Annotated in this window: 15 protein-coding genes; 14 read left to right on the top strand and 1 reads right to left on the bottom strand. The window is 69.1% G+C overall.

Annotated features, from left to right (window positions below; genetic code table 11):
- Positions 1-97: 97 nt before the first annotated feature.
- The 4 genes from tig (at position 98) to clpX (ending at position 4625) form a co-directional block, all read left to right on the top strand.
- Complete coding sequence (gene tig / locus ACFU5O_RS02990; protein WP_384235571.1) at positions 98-1477, top strand: trigger factor; 1380 nt, start codon at positions 98-100, stop codon at positions 1475-1477.
- Between the two features lie 346 nt (positions 1478-1823).
- A complete protein-coding gene (locus ACFU5O_RS02985) occupies positions 1824-2429 on the top strand; it encodes an ATP-dependent Clp protease proteolytic subunit (protein ID WP_384236393.1) in 606 nt (201 codons plus the stop codon).
- Positions 2430-2520: 91 nt separating this feature from the next.
- Entirely contained in the window at positions 2521-3198 is a 678-nt protein-coding gene (locus ACFU5O_RS02980; RefSeq protein ID WP_384235568.1) for an ATP-dependent Clp protease proteolytic subunit, read from the top strand.
- Between the two features lie 143 nt (positions 3199-3341).
- The gene (gene clpX / locus ACFU5O_RS02975; protein WP_384235565.1) at positions 3342-4625 is read left to right on the top strand and encodes an ATP-dependent Clp protease ATP-binding subunit ClpX; all 1284 of its coding nucleotides are present in this window, start codon (positions 3342-3344) and stop codon (positions 4623-4625) included.
- Positions 4626-4697: 72 nt separating this feature from the next.
- On the opposite strand, the gene ACFU5O_RS02970 is transcribed toward clpX, so the two are convergent.
- Positions 4698-5690 carry a hypothetical protein gene (locus ACFU5O_RS02970; protein WP_384235562.1) on the bottom strand — a complete coding sequence of 331 codons (993 nt, stop codon included), beginning with the start codon at positions 5688-5690 and terminating at the stop codon, positions 4698-4700.
- Positions 5691-5827: 137 nt separating this feature from the next.
- On the opposite strand from ACFU5O_RS02970, the gene ACFU5O_RS02965 reads away from it, so the two are divergent.
- The 10 genes from ACFU5O_RS02965 (at position 5828) to ACFU5O_RS02920 (ending at position 19474) form a co-directional block, all read left to right on the top strand.
- Positions 5828-8458: a valine--tRNA ligase gene (locus ACFU5O_RS02965; RefSeq protein WP_384235559.1), complete on the top strand. Its 2631-nt coding sequence runs from the start codon at positions 5828-5830 to the stop codon at positions 8456-8458.
- 233 nt (positions 8459-8691) lie between these two features.
- Positions 8692-10212 (top strand): bifunctional folylpolyglutamate synthase/dihydrofolate synthase, encoded by a 1521-nt coding sequence (locus ACFU5O_RS02960; RefSeq protein WP_384235556.1) that lies wholly within the window; start codon positions 8692-8694, stop codon positions 10210-10212.
- Positions 10213-10217: 5 nt separating this feature from the next.
- Positions 10218-10583 (top strand): DUF4233 domain-containing protein, encoded by a 366-nt coding sequence (locus tag ACFU5O_RS02955; protein WP_384235553.1) that lies wholly within the window; start codon positions 10218-10220, stop codon positions 10581-10583.
- A 170-nt stretch (positions 10584-10753) separates the two neighbouring features.
- Positions 10754-11167, top strand: a complete 414-nt coding sequence (gene ndk, locus ACFU5O_RS02950; protein WP_384235550.1) for a nucleoside-diphosphate kinase — start codon at positions 10754-10756, stop codon at positions 11165-11167.
- Positions 11168-11430: 263 nt separating this feature from the next.
- Positions 11431-12450, top strand: a complete 1020-nt coding sequence (locus ACFU5O_RS02945) for a rod shape-determining protein (RefSeq protein WP_384235547.1) — start codon at positions 11431-11433, stop codon at positions 12448-12450.
- A 150-nt stretch (positions 12451-12600) separates the two neighbouring features.
- Positions 12601-13635 carry a rod shape-determining protein MreC gene (gene mreC / locus ACFU5O_RS02940; protein WP_384235545.1) on the top strand — a complete coding sequence of 345 codons (1035 nt, stop codon included), beginning with the start codon at positions 12601-12603 and terminating at the stop codon, positions 13633-13635.
- Positions 13636-13653: 18 nt separating this feature from the next.
- Positions 13654-14319, top strand: a complete 666-nt coding sequence (gene mreD, locus ACFU5O_RS02935) for a rod shape-determining protein MreD (protein ID WP_384236390.1) — start codon at positions 13654-13656, stop codon at positions 14317-14319.
- Positions 14320-14338: 19 nt separating this feature from the next.
- Positions 14339-16510 carry a penicillin-binding protein 2 gene (mrdA, locus tag ACFU5O_RS02930; RefSeq protein ID WP_384235542.1) on the top strand — a complete coding sequence of 724 codons (2172 nt, stop codon included), beginning with the start codon at positions 14339-14341 and terminating at the stop codon, positions 16508-16510.
- A 15-nt stretch (positions 16511-16525) separates the two neighbouring features.
- Positions 16526-17713: a rod shape-determining protein RodA gene (gene rodA, locus ACFU5O_RS02925; protein ID WP_384236389.1), complete on the top strand. Its 1188-nt coding sequence runs from the start codon at positions 16526-16528 to the stop codon at positions 17711-17713.
- A 42-nt stretch (positions 17714-17755) separates the two neighbouring features.
- Complete coding sequence (locus tag ACFU5O_RS02920) at positions 17756-19474, top strand: CHAD domain-containing protein (RefSeq protein ID WP_384235539.1); 1719 nt, start codon at positions 17756-17758, stop codon at positions 19472-19474.
- The last annotated feature ends 32 nt before the right edge of the window (positions 19475-19506 follow it).

Below are 19506 nucleotides of genomic sequence, written 5' to 3'. Positions count from 1 at the left end.
TGAAGAACCGGGCCCGATCCGCTGAGCCGCCGCCGGAACATCACGCCGGGGTGACCACAGCAGAACCCCAGAATTCAGCCACCAAGGAGACCGAACCGTGAAGAGCGCCGTGGAGACCCTGAACCCGACTCGGGTTCGGCTCACTGTCGAGGTGCCCTTCGAGGAGCTCAAGGACAGCCTCGACGCGGCGTACAAGAAGATCAACCAGCAGGTCACGGTCAAGGGCTTCCGCAAGGGCAAGATCCCGGCCCGGGTCATCGACCAGCGGTTCGGCCGCGGTGCGGTGCTGGAGGAGGCCGTCAACGACGCCCTCCCGAAGTTCTACACCGAGGCGGTCAACGAGGCGGAGATCAACCCGCTCGGCCAGCCCGAGGTCGACATCACGGAGCTGAAGGACGGCGAGACGCTGAACTTCACCGCCGAGGTCGACGTCCGCCCGGCCATCGAGATCCCGGACTACTCCGGCATCGAGGTCGAGGTCGACCCGATCGAGGTCAGCGACGAGGACATCGAGAAGTCCGTGGAGCAGCTGCGCTCCCGCTTCGCGTCCACCTCCCCGGTCGAGCGCGCCGCCGCCGAGGGCGACGTCGTGACGATCGACCTGGAGGCCAAGGTCGACGGCGAGGTCCTCGCGGACGGCGTCGCCGACGGCGTGCAGTACACGATCGGCTCCGGTGAGCTCCTCGACGGCATCGACGAGGCCGTCACCGGCCTCGAGGCCGGCGGCGAGGCCACCTTCACCTCCGAGCTGAAGGGCGGCTCCGCCGAGGGCAAGGAGGCCGAGGTCACCGTCAAGGTCACCCAGGTCGCCTCCCGTGAGCTCCCCGAGCTGGACGACGAGTTCGCGCAGATGGCGAGCGAGTTCGACACGCTCGACGAGCTGAAGGCCGACAGCCGCAAGCGCCTCGAGAACATGAAGCAGTACGACCAGGCCACCCAGGCCCAGGAGCGTGTCCTGGACAAGCTCCTCGAGCTGGTCGAGGTCCCGATCCCCGAGAAGCTCCTCGAGGACGAGGTCAACACCCGCAAGCACAACCTGGAGCACCACCAGCTCGGCCAGATGGGCCTCGACCTCGCCAAGTACCTGGAGATCCAGGGCAAGACCGAGGAAGAGTTCGACGCCGAGACCAAGGACCAGGCTGTCAAGGGCATCAAGACGCAGTTCGTCCTCGACGAGCTGGTCAACCGGGAGAAGCTCAACGTCAGCCAGGAGGAGCTCACCGAGCACCTCATGCGCCGCGCCGCCTCCTCCGGCATGTCCCCCGACCAGTTCGCCCAGGCGGTCGTCGAGGGCGGCCAGGTCCCGATGCTCGTCGGCGAGGTCGCCCGCGGCAAGGCGCTCGCCACGGTCGTCGAGGCCGCCACGGTCAAGGACACCAACGGTGAGGTCATCGACCTGAGCGACGACGAGGACGAGGCCGAGGCCGAGGAGACCACCGAGGCCGCCGCTGACGCAGACGAGAAGACCGAGGCCTGAGCCACGCGCTCGCCCGAGGTCTCGGCTCCGCGCCGACTCCGGACGACATGAGTCGTACGACGGGCCCGGCCGCGCTCCCCGCGCGCCCGGGCCCGTCGCCGTTCCGGGGTCCTGGCCCCCGGCGTGCGGGGCCGGGCGCGCGCCCCCGTACCTTGCGCTCCCAGCGAACAGTTCGGGAACCGGGATGGCGCCCGCCCACCAGCGCGTTAGGGTCCATGAATACGAGGGCAGGGGACTACCCGCCCCAGGAACGATCCTGGGTAGTGGGGCCGGCCCCGGCAGTACTGAAGACGCTGAGACGGCCGCAGCCGTCAGAGACGAGCAGGTGGATTAAGTGACGATTCTGATGCCTAACGCCGCCGGTGAACCGTCCATCGGTGGAGGCCTCGGCGACCAGGTCTACAGCCGGCTGCTCGGCGAGCGCATCATCTTCCTGGGCCAGCAGGTCGACGACGACATCGCCAACAAGATCACGGCGCAGCTCCTTCTCCTGGCCGCAGACCCCGAGAAGGACATCTACCTCTACATCAACAGCCCCGGTGGCTCGGTGACGGCCGGCATGGCGATCTACGACACCATGCAGTACATCCCGAACGACGTCGTCACCATCGGCATGGGCATGGCCGCCTCCATGGGCCAGTTCCTGCTCACCGGCGGCGCCACCGGCAAGCGCTTCGCGCTGCCGCACACCGACATCCTGATGCACCAGGGCTCCGCCGGTATCGGCGGTACCGCATCGGACATCAAGATCCAGGCCGAGTATCTGCTCCGGACCAAGCAGCGGATGGCGGAGATCACCGCCCACCACTCGGGCCAGACCGTCGAGACGATCATCCGCGACGGCGACCGCGACCGCTGGTTCACCGCCGAGGAAGCCAAGGACTACGGGCTCATCGACGAGATCATCTCCGCCGCTTCGGGCGTTCCGGGCGGCGGCGGCACCGGCGCCTGAGCCTCCGTACCGGGGGCCCTGCGGCCCCCGGGGGGAGATCCCGGTCCCGGCCCGCCCACCCAGACCTTCAAGCCCGCTGAACGCCACCAGGATGGTGAACACCGACATGCAGAACAACCTCTCCGCGAGCGGCCTCTACACGGGCCCGCAGGTGGACAACCGGTACGTCGTCCCCCGCTTCGTCGAGCGCACCTCACAGGGCGTGCGCGAGTACGACCCGTACGCGAAGCTCTTCGAGGAGCGAGTGATCTTCCTCGGCGTCCAGATCGACGACGCCTCGGCCAACGACGTCATGGCGCAGCTGCTGTGCCTGGAGTCGATGGACCCGGACCGCGACATCTCGATCTACATCAACAGCCCGGGTGGCTCCTTCACCGCGCTGACGGCCATCTACGACACGATGCAGTTCGTGAAGCCGGACATCCAGACGGTCTGCATGGGCCAGGCCGCCTCCGCCGCCGCCGTACTGCTCGCCGCCGGCACCCCCGGCAAGCGGATGGCCCTCCCGCACGCCCGTGTGCTGATCCACCAGCCGTCCTCGCAGACCGGCCGGGAGCAGCTCTCCGACCTGGAGATCGCGGCCAACGAGATCCTGCGCATGCGCGAGCAGCTCGAGGAGATGCTGGCCAAGCACTCGTCCACCCCGATCGAGAAGGTCCGTGATGACATCGAGCGGGACAAGATCCTGACCGCCGAGGACGCCCTGGCGTACGGCCTGGTCGACCAGATCGTGTCGACCCGCAAGAGCGCGGCCGCTGCGGCCGCCTGACGCCCGACCTTCCCTTGGCGCGGTACACGTCAATGTGAACCGTGCCAAGGGGGGCCCGAACGAGGGGCCCGGCAAGGTACCGTCGGATATGAGGCACCAGGAGCCGCTGAACCAAGCGCTCCCAGGCGAAGGGGAAGCACCTCGTGGCACGCATCGGTGATGGCGGCGACCTGCTCAAGTGCTCGTTCTGCGGAAAGAGCCAGAAGCAGGTGAAGAAGCTCATCGCAGGCCCCGGGGTGTACATCTGCGACGAGTGCATCGACCTCTGCAACGAGATCATCGAGGAGGAGCTCGCAGAGACCTCCGAGGTGCGGTGGGAGGAACTGCCCAAGCCGCGCGAGATCTACGAGTTCCTCGAGGGGTACGTCGTCGGGCAGGAGCCCGCGAAGAAGGCCCTCTCGGTCGCGGTGTACAACCACTACAAGCGCGTCCAGGCCGGCGAGAACGGCGGCGCGCAGAGCCGGGACGACGCGATCGAACTCGCCAAGTCCAACATCCTGCTGCTGGGCCCCACGGGCTCCGGCAAGACACTGCTGGCCCAGACGCTGGCCCGCATGCTGAACGTCCCGTTCGCCATCGCCGACGCCACGGCACTCACCGAGGCGGGCTATGTCGGCGAGGACGTCGAGAACATCCTGCTGAAGCTGATCCAGGCCGCCGACTACGACGTCAAGAAGGCCGAGACCGGGATCATCTACATCGACGAGATCGACAAGGTCGCCCGCAAGAGCGAAAACCCGTCGATCACCCGGGATGTGAGCGGTGAGGGCGTCCAGCAGGCTCTGCTGAAGATCCTTGAGGGCACCACCGCCTCGGTCCCGCCCCAGGGCGGCCGGAAGCACCCCCACCAGGAATTCATCCAGATCGACACGACGAACGTCCTCTTCATCGTCGGCGGAGCCTTCGCCGGCCTGGAGAAGATCATCGAGTCGCGCGCGGGTGCCAAGGGCATCGGCTTCGGCGCCACGATCCGCTCCAAGCGCGAGATCGAGGCGAGCGACCAGTTCCAGGAGGTCATGCCCGAGGACCTGGTGAAGTTCGGCATGATCCCCGAGTTCATCGGCCGCCTTCCGGTCATCACCTCGGTCCACAACCTGGACCGCGAGGCGCTCCTCAAGATCCTCGTCGAGCCCCGCAACGCCCTGGTCAAGCAGTACCAGCGCCTCTTCGAACTCGACGGCGTCGAGCTGGACTTCGACCGCCCGGCCCTCGAGGCCATCGCCGACCAGGCGATCCTGCGCGGCACGGGTGCGCGCGGACTGCGCGCCATCATGGAAGAGGTCCTGATGTCGGTGATGTACGAAGTGCCGTCACGCAAGGACGTGGCGCGGGTCGTCATCACGGCGGACGTGGTGCGCAACAACGTGAACCCGACGCTGGTGCCGCGGATCGTGAAGAACGACGGGCGGCACGAGAAGAGCGCGTGAGCGGCTCCTCCACCGCTAAAGGGCGCCCGGTCGACCGAGTTGACCGGGCGCCCTTTCGTGCGCGTGCCGGAGCTACTCGACCTCGACCCGCACGTCGTCGCGGACCTTGGAAGCCAGCGTCGCCGCCTCCTCCAGGGGAGTGGACGTGCCCCCCAGGATGGCGGCGGGGTCCGACGAGATGACGTAGGCCACCGTGCTGTGGTCGCCCCAGACGCACAGCGGCATCTTGAAGCTGTTCGGAACGCCGTTGCCCTTGGAGCCCTGGGGCAGGGAGTACTCCGCCTCCTGGCACTTCATCACGCCGTTCTCGAACCCCGTCGGCGTGAACTCCTGCGGGCTGCCGACGAGCTTGACGCGCTCCTTGTCGCCCTCTTCGTCGGACTTCTTCTGCAACTCGGCGAACATCGCGTCGACGACCTTCTCCGGGTCCTCGATCTCCCCCCACACGCCGTTGATCTGCAGCTTCTTGGCAGTGGTGCCGCCCGAGCCGGCCTGGTAGTCGCCGGTCACGTTCTTCGGGTCCTTCACGCCCCACTTCGCCGCGTCCTTCACCTCCTCGGCGCTGGCGGCCGAGGAGTTGTCCGACTTCTTCTTGTAGTCGGTGGCCACGATCTCCGGAGTGGTGAGCTTGTACTTCTTGCCGTCGTCCGCGACGGAGCTGCCGCTGCCGCCGAGCACGAAGTACGCACCCACGCCGATCGCCACGACGACCGCGACGGCGCCGATGATCAGGCCCGCCTTCTTGCCGCCGCCACCTTGCGCCGGCGGGGGCGGCGGGTAGGCGCCGGGGCCCGCGCCGTACGGGGGCTGCTGGGGCATCTGGCCGTAAGGGCCGGGCTGCTGGTGCTGGGGGTAGCCGTAGCCCTGCGGCTGGCCCGGCTGCGGCGGGACGCCCTGGGGAGCCTGCTGCGGGTAGCCGTAGCCGGGCTGAGGTGCCTGCGGCTGCTGGCCGTAGCCGGGCTGAGGCGCCTGCGGCTGCGGCTGCTGGCCGTAGGGACCCGGCTGGCCGTACGGTCCGGGCTGCTGGGGCTGACCGCCGTACGGGCCCGGCTGGTTGTAGCTCATTACTGGGTTCCCCTCCAGATACTCATGCGTTCCGAACATCCTGTCGGAGCGGGCGCCCGGCGGAGGCACCGGGGCCCACACCGTTACGGAACATTCCCGTTTCAGAACGGAGCCGTGACACCTCTAAACTGTGGCTCGTGACCGAGAACACTCAGCAGCAGCCAGCCAGCAACCCCGAACTGCCGACCACGTATGCGCCGGCCGAGGTAGAGGGGAAGCTGTATGAGCGCTGGGTAGAGCGCGGTTACTTCGAGGCCGACGCGAAGAGCGAGAAGCCTCCGTACACGATCGTCATTCCGCCGCCGAACGTCACGGGCAGCCTGCACCTGGGCCATGCCTTCGAGCACACGCTGATCGACGCCCTCACCCGCCGCAAGCGGATGCAGGGCTACGAGACGCTGTGGCAGCCCGGCATGGACCACGCCGGTATCGCCACGCAGAACGTCGTCGAGCGCGAGCTGGCGAAGGAGGGCAAGTCCCGCCACGACCTGGGCCGTGAGGCGTTCGTCGAGCGCGTCTGGCAGTGGAAGGGCGAGTCCGGCGGTCAGATCTCCGGGCAGATGAAGCGCCTGGGCGACGGTGTCGCCTGGTCGCGTGAGCGCTTCACCATGGACGAGGGCCTCTCCAAGGCCGTCCAGACCATCTTCAAGAAGCTCTACGACGACGAGCTGATCTACCGCGCCGAGCGCATCATCAACTGGTGCCCGCGCTGTCTGACGGCCATCTCCGACATCGAGGTGGAGTACCAGGACGACGACGGCGAGCTCGTCTCGATCCGGTACGGCGGAGGCGAAGGGGAAGCAGACTCCATCGTCGTCGCGACGACCCGCGCCGAGACGATGCTGGGCGACACGGCCGTCGCGGTCCACCCCGAGGACGAGCGCTACAAGCACCTCGTCGGCCGCGAGATCGAGCTGCCGCTCACCGGCCGCCGCATCCCCGTCGTCGCCGACGAGCACGTCGACCCCGAGTTCGGCACCGGCGCCGTCAAGGTCACGCCCGCGCACGACCCGAACGACTTCGAGATCGGCCAGCGGCACGGTCTGCCGAACCTCGCCGTCATGGACGAGCGCGCTGTCATCACCGCGCACGGCCCCTTCCAGGGCCTGGACCGCCTGGAGGCCCGTTCCGCCATCGTCGCCGCGCTGCGCGCCGAGGGCCGGATCGTCGCCGAGAAGCGTCCCTACGTCCACTCCGTCGGCCACTGCTCGCGCTGCAAGACGACGATCGAGCCGCGGCTGTCCATGCAGTGGTGGGTCAAGGTCGGCCCGCTGGCGAAGGCCGCGGGTGACGCGGTCCGCGACGGCAAGGTCAAGATCCACCCGCAGGAGATGGAGAAGCGGTACTTCGACTGGGTCGACAACCTCCATGACTGGTGCATCTCGCGCCAGCTGTGGTGGGGGCACCGCATCCCGGTCTGGTACGGCCCTGACGGTGAGGTCGTCTGTGTCGGACCGGACGAGGAGCCCCCGTCCGGCGAGGGCTGGACCCAGGAGACCGATGTCCTGGACACCTGGTTCTCCTCCGGCCTGTGGCCGTTCTCCACGCTCGGCTGGCCCGAGCAGACCGAGAGCCTCGCGAAGTTCTACCCGAACTCCGTTCTGGTCACCGGCTACGACATCCTCTTCTTCTGGGTCGCCCGGATGATGATGTTCGGCCTGTACGCGATGGACGGCACCCCGCCGTTCCACACCATCGCCCTGCACGGCATGGTCCGCGACCAGTTCGGCAAGAAGATGTCGAAGTCCTTCGGCAACGCGGTCAACCCGCTGGACTGGATGGACAAGTACGGGTCCGACGCGCTGCGCTTCACGCTTGCGCGCGGCGCCAACCCGGGTGTCGACGTCCCGATCGGCGAGGACTGGGTCCAGGGCTCGCGCAACTTCGCCAACAAGATCTGGAACGCGACGCGCTTCGCGCTGATGAACGGCGCGACGGTCGAGGGCCCGATGCCGTCGCCCGAGCAGATGTCCGCGACCGACCGGTGGATCCTGTCGCGGCTGAACTCGGTGGTCGCCGAGGTCGACGCGTACTACGAGGACTACCAGTTCGCGAAGCTGTCGGACACGCTCTTCCACTTCGCGTGGGACGAGGTCTTCGACTGGTACGTCGAGCTGTCCAAGACCACGTTCATGGGCGGCGGGGAGCCGGCGAAGGTCTCCGCCCGTGTCCTCGGCGAGGTCCTGGACGTCACGCTGCGGCTGCTGCACCCGGTCGTCCCGTTCGTCACCGAGACGCTGTGGACCACGCTCACGGGTGGCGAGTCGGTCGTCATCGCCGACTGGCCGAAGGACTCCGCCTTCCGCGACGAGGCCGCTGAGCGGGAGATCGAGCTGGTCCAGCGGGTCGTCACCGAGGTCCGCCGGTTCCGCTCCGACCAGGGTCTGCAGCCCGGCCAGAAGGTCCCGGCCCGTCTCGACCTCGGAGGCACCGCCCTGGCGCCGCACGAGGGCGCCATTCGTCAGCTGCTGCGACTGCAGCCGGAGGGCGAGTCGTTCCATGCGACGGCGACGCTGCCTGTCGCGGGTGCGCAGGTCGCGCTGGACCTGTCCGGTGCGATCGACGTCGACGCGGAGCGCAAGCGGCTCGCGAAGGACCTGGCCGCCGCAGAGAAGGAGAAGGCCCAGGCCACGGCGAAGCTCGGCAACGAGGCGTTCCTCGCCAAGGCTCCGGACAACGTGGTCGACAAGATCCGTGGCCGGCTCGCCAAGGCCGAGGAGGACATCGAGCGCATCGGTGCCCAGCTGGCGAACCTGCCGCAGGGCTGATCCGCCCGCGGCGCGTCCGTCCCCCGCACGGGCGGTACGACGGGGCGCTGATCCCGTTCGCGTACGAGGCCCCCGGAGCCACCCGGCTCCGGGGGTCTGCGCGTGTGCGGGAACGGTGGGTCTCGTTGTCGGGGACACGCCGGGGAGCGGGCCGGGCGGGGCAGAAACGGCGCGTACCGCGTTTCGGCCCTGCTCCCGTCGGGACCCCGCCCGCGCCTCCGTAGACTGGCAGCGTGAGTGAGCAGCAGCCGCACCCCTTCGATGAGCCCGATGAGCCCGATGAGTTCGACGAGATCGTCGACTCGGAGACCGACCGTGATCCCGACCTGGCGGTGATCGAGGCCGGCAGCCGTACGCTGCGCACCCGGGCCGGATCGCCCCAGGCCGACCAGGTACCCGCACGCCCGGCCGACCCGGAGGTGGACAGGGCGCTGCGCGAGGTCGAGGCGGATCTCGCCACCCGCTGGGGTGAGACGAAGCTGGAGCCCTCGGTCAGCCGTATCGCCGCGCTGATGGACGTGCTGGGCGAGCCGCAGCGCGCGTACCCCTCGATCCACATCACCGGTACCAACGGCAAGACGTCCACGGCCCGCATGATCGAGGCGCTGCTCGGTGCCTTCGACCTGCGCACCGGGCGGTACACGTCGCCGCACGTCCAGTCGATCACCGAGCGGATCAGTCTGGACGGCGCCCCGATCGAGGCCGAGCGCTTCATCGCCACGTACGAGGACATCAAGCCGTATGTCGAGATGGTCGACGCCGCCCAGGAGTTCAGGCTCTCGTTCTTCGAGGTGCTGACCGGCATGGCGTACGCCGCGTTCGCGGACGCGCCCGTGGACGTGGCCGTCGTCGAGGTCGGTATGGGCGGCAGCTGGGACGCCACCAATGTCATCGACGGCTCGGTCGCCGTGGTCACCCCGATCGATCTCGACCACACCGACCGGCTCGGCACGACCGCGGCGGAGATCGCCGGGGAGAAGGCCGGTGTCATCAAGGAAGGCGCGACGGTGATCCTGGCGCAGCAGCCGGTCGACGCCGCTCAGGTCATGCTGAAGAAGGCCGTCGAGGTGGACGCGACGGTGGCCCGCGAGGGCATGGAGTTCGGTGTCGTCTCCCGTGAGGTCGCGGTCGGCGGCCAGCTGCTGAAACTGCGCGGGCTCGGCGGGGAGTACGAGGAGATCTTCCTCCCGCTCCACGGCGCCCACCAGGCGCACAACGCGGCGGTGGCGCTGGCCGCCGTCGAAGCGTTCTTCGGCATCGGCGCGCAGCACGCGCGCACGCTCGACCTGGACACGGTGCGTACCGCGTTCGCCTCCGTCGTCTCGCCGGGCCGCCTCGAGGTCGTGCGCAGGAGCCCCACCGTCGTCCTGGACGCCGCGCACAATCCGGCGGGGGCGCGGGCGGCCGCGGAGGGGGTGACGGAGGCCTTCGGGTTCTCCCGTCTCATCGGTGTGGTCGGCGCGAGCGCGGACAAGGACGTGAAGGCGGTCCTCGAGGCCTTCGAGCCCGTCTTCACCGAGGTCGTCGTCACACAGAACTCCAGCCATCGCGCGATGAACGCCGACGAACTGGCCGCGGTCGCCGTGGAGGTCTTCGGCGACGAGCGCGTCGTCGTCGAGCCGCGTCTCGACGACGCGCTGGAGGCGGCGATCACGCTGGCCGAGGAGGAGGCGGAGTACTCGGGCGCCGGTGTCCTGGTGACCGGCTCCGTGATCACGGTCGGCGAGGCCCGGCTGCTGCTGGGGAGAGGCTGAATTCCATGCGTACGCTCTGTGCGTCCACTCTGATCGGTGAGTTCTTCGTGATCGGCTTCGCCGGTCTGGTCGCGATGAAGGACCCGGATCTGTCCACGGCCACGGTCTGGACGGTCTGCGGTGTCGCGATGCTGCTGTCGGTGCTGCTGTGCGGAATGATCACCCGCCCCGGTGGGGTGCAGCTCGGCTGGGCCCTGCAGCTGGGCCTGGTCGCCAGCGGCTTCGTCGTCCCGATGATGTTCATCCTGGGTGTGGTGTTCGCCGGTCTGTGGTGGGCCTCGGTCCACTACGGGCGGAAGATCGACGAGGCGAAGGCCCGGTGGGCGGCGCAGGAAGAAGCCGGGGCATCCGCTGAGCCTGACGCTGCGTGATGGACCACCCTGGCGGCCCTGTAGCCTCTGAAGTGCAGCAAGACCCGATTCCCGCACGACCCCCTCGCACGACCCCCTCATTCTGAGACACACCCGGGACGTGGCCTGGATCCGTCGTCGGAACTCATCGTGAGACTCGTCCTGAGACCCGCACTCGAAGGAGCCCGCCCGTGAGCCAGCGCACGCTCGTCCTGCTCAAGCCCGACGCCGTACGCCGCGGCCTGATCGGCGAGATCATCGGCCGTATCGAGCGCAAGGCCGGCTGGCAGATCACCGCGCTGGAGCTGCGCGAGCTGAACCAGGAGACCCTGGAGCAGCACTACGGCGAGCACAAGGGCAAGCCCTTCTACGAGCCGCTGGTCGATTTCATGTCCTCCGGCCCGGTCGTCGCCATGGTCGTCGATGGCGAGCGGGTCATCGAGGGCGTGCGCGCCCTGGCCGGCCCGACCGACCCGATCGCCGCCGCGCCGGGATCGATCCGGGGCGACTACGGCACGATCGTCCGGGAGAACCTGATTCATGCCTCGGATTCCGAGGAGTCCGCCATTCGGGAACTGAAGATTTTCTTCCCGGGCCTTTCCTGATCCGGCGTCAGCCATCCAGAGCCCGCACCTGGGGCGACCGAAGGAATTTCGGTCGCCCTTCGGCATAGGTACCGCCGTAGCGGGAACGCATCGCTCCGACTCGTCGTCACCCTTATTGAGGTGGGCCCAGCGCGCGGTGTCCGTGCAGGCGCCACTACGATGGAAGCCTTCACGCCGCAGCACCCTCCTCGCCTACCTAAAAAGCCATCAAAGCTCGATTTGGGAAGGCCCGACGCATCCTCATGGGAAACAAGGGGAACTCAATGTCGTTCATCGGCCGTGACATGGCTGTCGACCTCGGGACCGCCAACACGCTGGTGTACGTCAGGGGGCGTGGGATCGTCCTCAACGAGCCGTCCGTGGTCGCCATCAACACCAACACCGGCGGCATCCTCGCCGTGGGCTCCGAAGCCAAGAAGATGATCGGCCGCACGCCGGGGAACATCGTGGCGGTCCGCCCGCTGAAGGACGGCGTGATCGCCGACTTCGAGATCACCGAGCGGATGCTGCGCTACTTCATCCTCAAGATCCACAAGCGCCGCTGGGCGGCCCGTCCGCGCATCGTCGTCTGTGTGCCCTCCGGTATCACGGGCGTTGAGCGCCGCGCGGTCATCGAGGCGTCCACGCAGGCCGGTGCCCGCCAGGTGCACATCATCGAGGAGCCGATGGCGGCCGCGATCGGAGCCGGTCTCCCGGTCCACGAGGCCACCGGCAACATGGTGGTGGACATCGGTGGCGGAACGACCGAGGTCGCCGTGATCTCCCTCGGGGGAATCGTCACGGCTCAGTCCATCAGGGTCGCCGGCGACGAACTCGACAACGCGATCATCCAGCACGTCAAGAAGGAGTACAGCCTCCTTCTCGGTGAGCGGACCGCAGAGAGCATCAAGATCACCATCGGCTCCGCGTTCGACCTCGACAAGGACGAGCACACCGAGATCCGCGGCCGCGACCTGGTCTCCGGTCTGCCCAAGACGGTGGTCATCTCGGCCGCCGAGGTGCGCAAGGCCATCGAGGAACCGGTCAACGCGATCGTCGACGCCGTGAAGACCACGCTCGACAAGTGCCCGCCGGAGCTCTCGGGCGACGTGATGGACCGCGGCATCGTCCTCACCGGCGGTGGCGCGCTGCTGCGCGGTCTGGACGAACGGCTGCGCCACGAGACCGGCATGCCCATCCACATCGCCGAGGACCCGCTGGACTCGGTCGCGCTCGGCTCGGGCAAGTGCGTCGAGGAGTTCGAGGCACTCCAGCAGGTGCTGGACGCCCAGCCGCGCAGGTAGCGGCCACGACCGGATCCTCCCGCGGGCCGCGTCCGGGCCGGGGAACGCCCCGTACGGGCGCTGCCCGGGCCGTGCGGAGGATCGTTGGTATAACGGCACAAAACAACGGCACGCATACACATTCCGACGAGGAAGGCACGGCCGCCGCACGTGAGGGACACGAAAGAGAGCCGGCTGCTCCTGGTCCTGCTGATCGCCATCGCGTTCGCGCTGATCACGGTGGATATCCGCGGCGGCCAGGAGTCTCCGGTGGACGGCGCCCGGCAGGCCGCCGCCGCAGTCTTCGGGCCGGTCGAGAACGGCGTGGCGGCCGCAGTCGATCCGATCGGCAACGCCATAGGCGCGGTCCGGGACTCCGGGGAGCGTCATGACCGCATCGCCGTGCTCGAGCGGGAGAACGCGGCCCTCAAGGCACGGCTCGGCAGCGACGCACGCAACCGCAGCCGGGTCCGCCAGCTCGACGACATGCTCAAGAAGGCGGCCAACGGGCAGTACGGCATCAAGGCAGCGGAGGTCATCGCCATAGGAGCAGCCCAGGGCTTCTCGTGGACCGTCACCATCGACATCGGTTCCCGGGACGGCATCCGGCGCGACATGACGGTGCTCAACGGTGACGGCCTCGTCGGCCGGGTCACCACCGTCGGCCCGGACACCGCGACCGTACTCCTCGCCAACGACCCGGACTTCACGGTCGGTACGCGTATGGAGCGCACCGACGAGCTCGGCTTCGCGACCGGTCAGGGCGACCGGCCGCTGTCCGTGCAGCTCCTCAACGGCAAGGCCAAGGTGCACAAGGGCGACCGGCTGGTCACCTTCGGCTCGCAGGCCGACACGCCGTTCGTGCCCGGGGTGCCGGTCGGCGAGGTCGTCCGCGTCGACCCCTCCGGCGGCGACCTGACGCGGAACATCTTCGTCCGCCCGTATGCCGGCTTCTCCAAGCTCGACATCGTCGGAGTCGTCGTCCAGGCACCTCGCACCGACCCGCGCGACTCCGTGCTCCCGCCCAAGCCGAAGCCGACACCGACTCCCACGGTCACCGTGACGGTGACCCCTTCGCCGGACGGCCCGGGCCAGGACACGGCCGGCGGCGACGCAGCGGCCCCCGGCAGAGACACCGGCAACGGCGCGGACACCGGCAACGGCAGGGATACCGCGGGCACCGACACCGGCCGGGCCGACGAGTAGCAGGAGGAGATGAACACCATGCGCTTCAACCGGATCCTGCTCTCCACCAGCCTCGTCGTCGTCGCCCTCGTCGTCCAGGTCACGGTCCTTGCCCGGCTCCAGCTCCCCGGGGCCGTCCCCGACCTGCTGCTGCTCGTCGTCCTCGCCCTGGCGCTCGTGTACGGGCACACCAGCGGCGCGCTCATCGGCTTCGGCGCGGGCCTGCTCGCCGACCTGGCCCCGCCCGCCGACCACGCCGCGGGACGCTACGCCCTCGTGCTGTGCGTCATCGGCTATCTCGCGGGTCTCGTCAAGCCGGAGACCGGCAGGCTGACCTCGGCCACGGGACCGATGCTCGTGGTCGTCGGCGCCGCCGTCGGCTCGACCCTGTTGTACGCGGGAGTCGGCGCCCTCGTCGGCGACACCGCCGCCCGCCATGTCGGCCTCGGCTCGCTGCTGTTCACCGCGGCCGTGTACGACCTGCTGCTCGCGCCGTTCACCGTGCCACTGATCATGGCGCTCGCCAGACGCGCGGAGAACGACCCGCTCGCCGACCAGTCCGGCGCATCCGATGTGTCGGGTGCCTGGACGTCGTTCGGCACCGGACTGCGCATCGGCGGCCAGCGCAACGGTGGACTGCGGATGAAGGCGGCCAGGACCAGGGCGTCCCGCGCCGGGCGCATCAAGGGAATCAAGCGACTGTGACCGAGGGGGCACCGCCAGCGTGACCAACATTCCCGAGACGGGGCGGACGCCCCGCGTCCAGATCAGGCTCGTCGTCATCCAGATCCTGGTCTTCTCCCTCCTCGCGACCCTCGGCGGCCGCCTCTGGTACATCCAGATCCGCAACGGCGAGGAGTACGCGAAGGAGGCGTCCGGCAACGGCGTCCAGCAGGTCGTCCAGCCCGCCGTCCGCGGATCGCTCCTCGACGCCCGCGGTGTCCCGCTCGCCGACAACGAGACCCGCCTCGTCGTCTCGGCGTCCCGCACCGAGCTGCTGAAGATGAAGGACGACGGCAAGGGCGTCCTCACCCGGCTCGCCGCGGTCCTCGGCATGAAGCCGAAGGACGTCATGGACAAGGTCCGGCTCTGCGACTCCGAGACACCGCAGCCCTGCTGGAACGGTTCGCCTTACCAGCCGATCCCGGTCACCGACGAGGCCACCACCCAGCAGGCCCTGCAGATCCGCGAACGTGCAGAGGACTTCCCCGGCATCACCGCGGAGCCCACGGCCGTACGCCGCTACCCCGCGCCCGGAAAGTCCAACACCGCGCAGGTCCTCGGCTATCTCTCGCCCGTCACCGACGGGGAGATCGAGAAGGCCAAGAACACCGACTCGCCTTTCCTCCGCTCCGACCAGGTCGGCCGCTCGGGCCTCGAGCGCACGTACGACAAGGAATTGCGCGGCAAGGCCGGCGTCACCCGCTACGAGGTCGACAACCTCGGCCGGGTCATGGGCCAGGCCAAGGCCGACCCGGCCCAGCCCGGCGCCAATGTCGTCACCTCCATCGACGCCCGCGTCCAGGCGGTCGCCGAGTGGGAGCTGAACCACGCGATGAAGGAAGCCCGCAAGGTCTTCGACGACAACACCAACGAGAACTACAAGGCCGACTCCGGCGCCGTCGTCGTCATGGAGTCGAAGACCGGCCGTGTGGTCGCGATGGCCTCGCTCCCCACCTACGACCCCAACGCCTGGGTCGGCGGCATCTCGGCGAAGGACTACGCGAGGCTCACCGGCAAGAAGTCCAACTTCCCGCTGCTCAACCGGGCCATCCAGGGACAGGCCGCCCCCGGCTCGATCTTCAAGGTCGTCCCGACCACCGCCGCCGTCAACGCCGGCTACGACTTCAACGGCCACTACCCGTGCCCGAGCTCGTACTCGATCGGCAACCAGGTCTTCAAGAACTTCGAGTCGCAGGGCCACGGCAGCATCACCCTCGGCCAGGCCCTCGAGGTCTCCTGCGACACCGTCTACTACGCGCTCTCCCACGAGCAGTGGAGGAAGGACGGCGGCCTCAAGCCGAAGAAGAACGCAAACGACTGGTTCTACAAGACCGCCCACCAGTTCGGACTCGGCGCCGAGACCGGTATCGACCTGCCCAACGAGGAGAAGGGCCGGGTCCCGGACCGCCGCTGGAAGCAGAAGTTCTGGGAGGCCAACAAGGACTACTGGTGCAAGATCGGCAAGAAGGGCGGCAGCTACATCCAGCAGCTCTCCTACGAGAACTGCCTCGAAGGCAATCTGATGCGCGCCGGTGACTCGGTCAACTACTCCATCGGCCAGGGCGACACGCTCGTCACCCCCATCCAGATGGCCACGATCTACAGCGCCATCTCCAACGGCGGCACCATGTACGACCCGACGGTCGGCAAGGCGGTCGTCAGCGCGGACGGCAAGCACGTGCGGGAGATCAAGCCCAAGCCGCACGGCAAGCTCCCCATGGACGCCAGGACGCGCGACCTGATAGACGAAGCCCTCGCGGGAGTCGCGACCCGCGGTACCGCCGCCTGGCGATTCGGCGGCTGGCCGCAGGACAAGATCCCGATGCACGCCAAGACCGGCACGGCCGAGGTCCACGGCAAGCAGACGACCTCGTGGTTCGCCACGTACACCAAGGACTACTCGATCGTCATGACGATCTCCCAGGGTGGTACCGGCTCCGGAGCCTCGGGTCCCGCCGTTCGCAACATCTACAACGCGCTCTACGGGCTCGACATGGAGGGCAACCAGGACCTCAAGAAGGCCCTGCTGCCGCAGCCGCAGAAGACGCTGCCCAAGATCCAGCCCGACGGCTCCATCGACGCGCCGAAGATCCAGCCGTACGCCCCGCAGAAGCCCAAGCCGGAGAAGCCGGTGCTCGCCGGCCCGCCGCCCGCGACCGGACGGAGGGACTGACCGTTGTCCGGAACCATGCGCTTCTCGGTCTCGCGGTACGCCCCGGAGCGAGGCCCCTGGGCCAGGCTCACCGCCCGCGACTCCCTGCTGCGCCGGCTCGACTGGCCGATGCTGCTCGCCGCCCTCGCGCTCTCGCTCATCGGCGCGCTGCTCGTGTGGTCGGCGACCCGCAACCGCACCGAACTCAACCAGGGAGACCCGTACTACTTCCTGTTCCGCCATGTGCTGAACACCGGGATCGGCCTCGCCCTGATGGTCGGCACGATCTGGCTCGGCCACCGCACCCTGCGCGGCGCCGTGCCGGTGCTGTACGGGATCTCCGTCCTGCTGGTCCTGCTCGTGCTCACCCCGCTCGGCGCGACCATCAACGGCGCGCACGCCTGGATCCAGCTCGGCGGCGGATTCTCGCTGCAGCCCTCCGAGTTCGTGAAGATCACGATCATCCTGGGCATGGCGATGATGCTGGCCGCCCAGGTCGACGCGGGCGACCAGGACCACCCCGATCACGGGATCGTCGCCAAGTCGCTCGTCCTTGCGGCCGCCCCCATGGCGGTCGTCATGCTGATGCCGGACCTCGGCTCCGTCATGGTCATGGTCGTGATCGTCCTCGGGGTGCTCCTCGCCTCCGGGGCCTCCAACCGCTGGGTCCTCGGGCTGATCGGCGCAGGCATCGCGGGCGCCGTCCTGGTCACCGCCCTCGGACTGCTCGACGAGTACCAGATCAACCGCTTCGCGGCCTTCGCCAACCCCGACCTCGACCCGGCCGGCGTCGGCTACAACACCAACCAGGCCCGTATCGCGATCGGCTCCGGCGGACTGCTCGGCACCGGCCTCTTCAAGGGCTCGCAGACCACCGGCCAGTTCGTGCCGGAGCAGCAGACCGACTTCGTCTTCACCGTGGCGGGGGAGGAGCTCGGCTTCCTCGGAGCCGGCTTCATCCTCTTCCTGCTCGGCGTCGTGCTGTGGAGGGCCTGCCGGATCGCCCGCGGGACCACCGAGCTGTACGGCACGATCGTCGCGGCCGGGATCATCGCCTGGTTCGCCTTCCAGGCCTTCGAGAACGTCGGGATGACGCTCGGCATCATGCCGGTCGCCGGCCTGCCACTGCCCTTCGTGTCATACGGCGGTTCCTCCATGTTCGCCGTCTGGGTGGCGGTCGGACTCCTGCAGTCCATCAAGGTGCAGCGACCCATGTCGGCGTAGTGCGTACTGACGTACGGCCGCCAGGGCGACTAGATTTTGTTCATGGCGGACACGAAGCGAGAGATCGAGCGGAAGTACGAAGCCACCGACGAGACCCGGGTACCCGACCTGACCAGGGTGGACGGGGTCTGGGCCGTCGTCCACAAGGGCGTGGCGGAGCTGGACGCCGTCTACTACGACACGCCGGACCTGCGGCTCGCCGCCGACCGGATCACGCTGCGGCGCCGCACGGGCGGTGAGGACGAGGGCTGGCATCTGAAGTTCCCGGTTGCCACGGGCATCCGCGACGAGATCCACGCCCCCCTCGCCGACACCGTCCCGCGCCCCCTCGCCGGCCTGGTCCGCTCCCGTACCCGTGACGCCCCCCTCATCCCCGTCGTACGCCTCGTGACCTCCCGCGACATCAGCCATCTGGTCGACGGGCACGGCGAACTCCTCGCCGAACTCAGCGTCGACTCCGTACGCGCCGAGCGCCTCACGGAGGGCGGCGGCACGGCCTCCTGGACCGAGATCGAGGTCGAACTCGCCGACGGCGCCGACCCCGCGCTCCTCGACGCCGTCGACAAGCGCCTCCGCAAGGCGGGCGTCCGGCCTTCATCGGCGGCGTCCAAACTCGCGCGGGCCCTGGAGGAGACGGGCCCCGCGCACCCCGGGCCCGAAGCGGCGCAGGACACCACGGCCCCGTCCGCGGTCGCCGCGCCGCCGGAGCCGGGCGGCGCGGGTACAGAGCCGACGGAACGGACCGGTGCACCCGTGGATCTCCAGTCCTCGCGCGACGCCGACGCCATGGCACGCCACGGCGACAGGGACACCCGGGCCCCCAAGGCGGCCGATGCCGCGCGGACCGTGCGGGAGAGCGGTGAGCGACTGAAGGGGAAGCACGCCGGGGAGTACGTACTCGCCTATCTGAGGGAACAGCGGGACGCGATCATCGCGCTGGACCCCGCCGTACGGCGTGACCTGCCCGACGCCGTGCACCAGATGCGCGTCGCCACCCGCCGGCTGCGCAGCGCCTTCAAGTCGTACCGCAAGATCATCGACCGCTCCGTCACCGATCCCGTGGGCGACGAACTCAAGTGGCTCGCCGGAGAGCTCGGCGTCGCCCGGGACCAGGAGGTGCTCGCCGAGCGACTGCGGAAGCGGATCGGGGCGCTGCCCAAGACCCTGGTTCTCGGTCCCGTGCGCGGGCGGCTGCGCATCTGGGCCACCGCGCACCGAGCGGCGGCACGCCGCCGATCCGTCGCCGTGCTCGACAGCAAGCGCTACCTCGCCCTGCTCGGCTCGCTCGACGCATTGCTGGCGGCACCACCGCTCCTCAAGGCCGCGACCGCGGCGCCCTCCGGCGCCCTGCCCAAGGCCGTGATCAAGGACTACCTGCGGCTGGCGCACCGAGTGGAACGCGCCCTCGGCCTTCCCCCCGGCGACGAACGCGACCTCGCCATGCACGACGCCCGCAAGGCCGCCAAGCGCGTCCGCTACGCCGCCGAGGCCGCCACCCCCGCCCTCGGCAAGCCCGCCAAGAAGTTCGCCGGGCGCATGAAGGCCGTCCAGACCGTGCTAGGCGACCACCAGGACAGCGTCGTCGCCCGCGAAACGATCCGCGACCTCGGAATCCACGCCCACGGGGCCGGTGAATCCGCGTTCACCTGGGGACTTCTCCACGGTCGCGAAGAGGCGTCGGCCGCCGAGCAGGAGCGGCAGCTGCCGGCCGTCTGGGAGAAGGCGTCCCGGCCAGGGCTGCGCGCGGCTCTCGCCGGCTGACCCCGCGGCAGATGTGCGGGCAGGGGGTGCCT

The organism is Streptomyces sp. NPDC057445, assembly GCF_042802855.1.
GTDB lineage: Bacteria > Actinomycetota > Actinomycetes > Streptomycetales > Streptomycetaceae > Streptomyces.
This window is presented reverse-complemented; position numbering and strand designations above follow the sequence as displayed.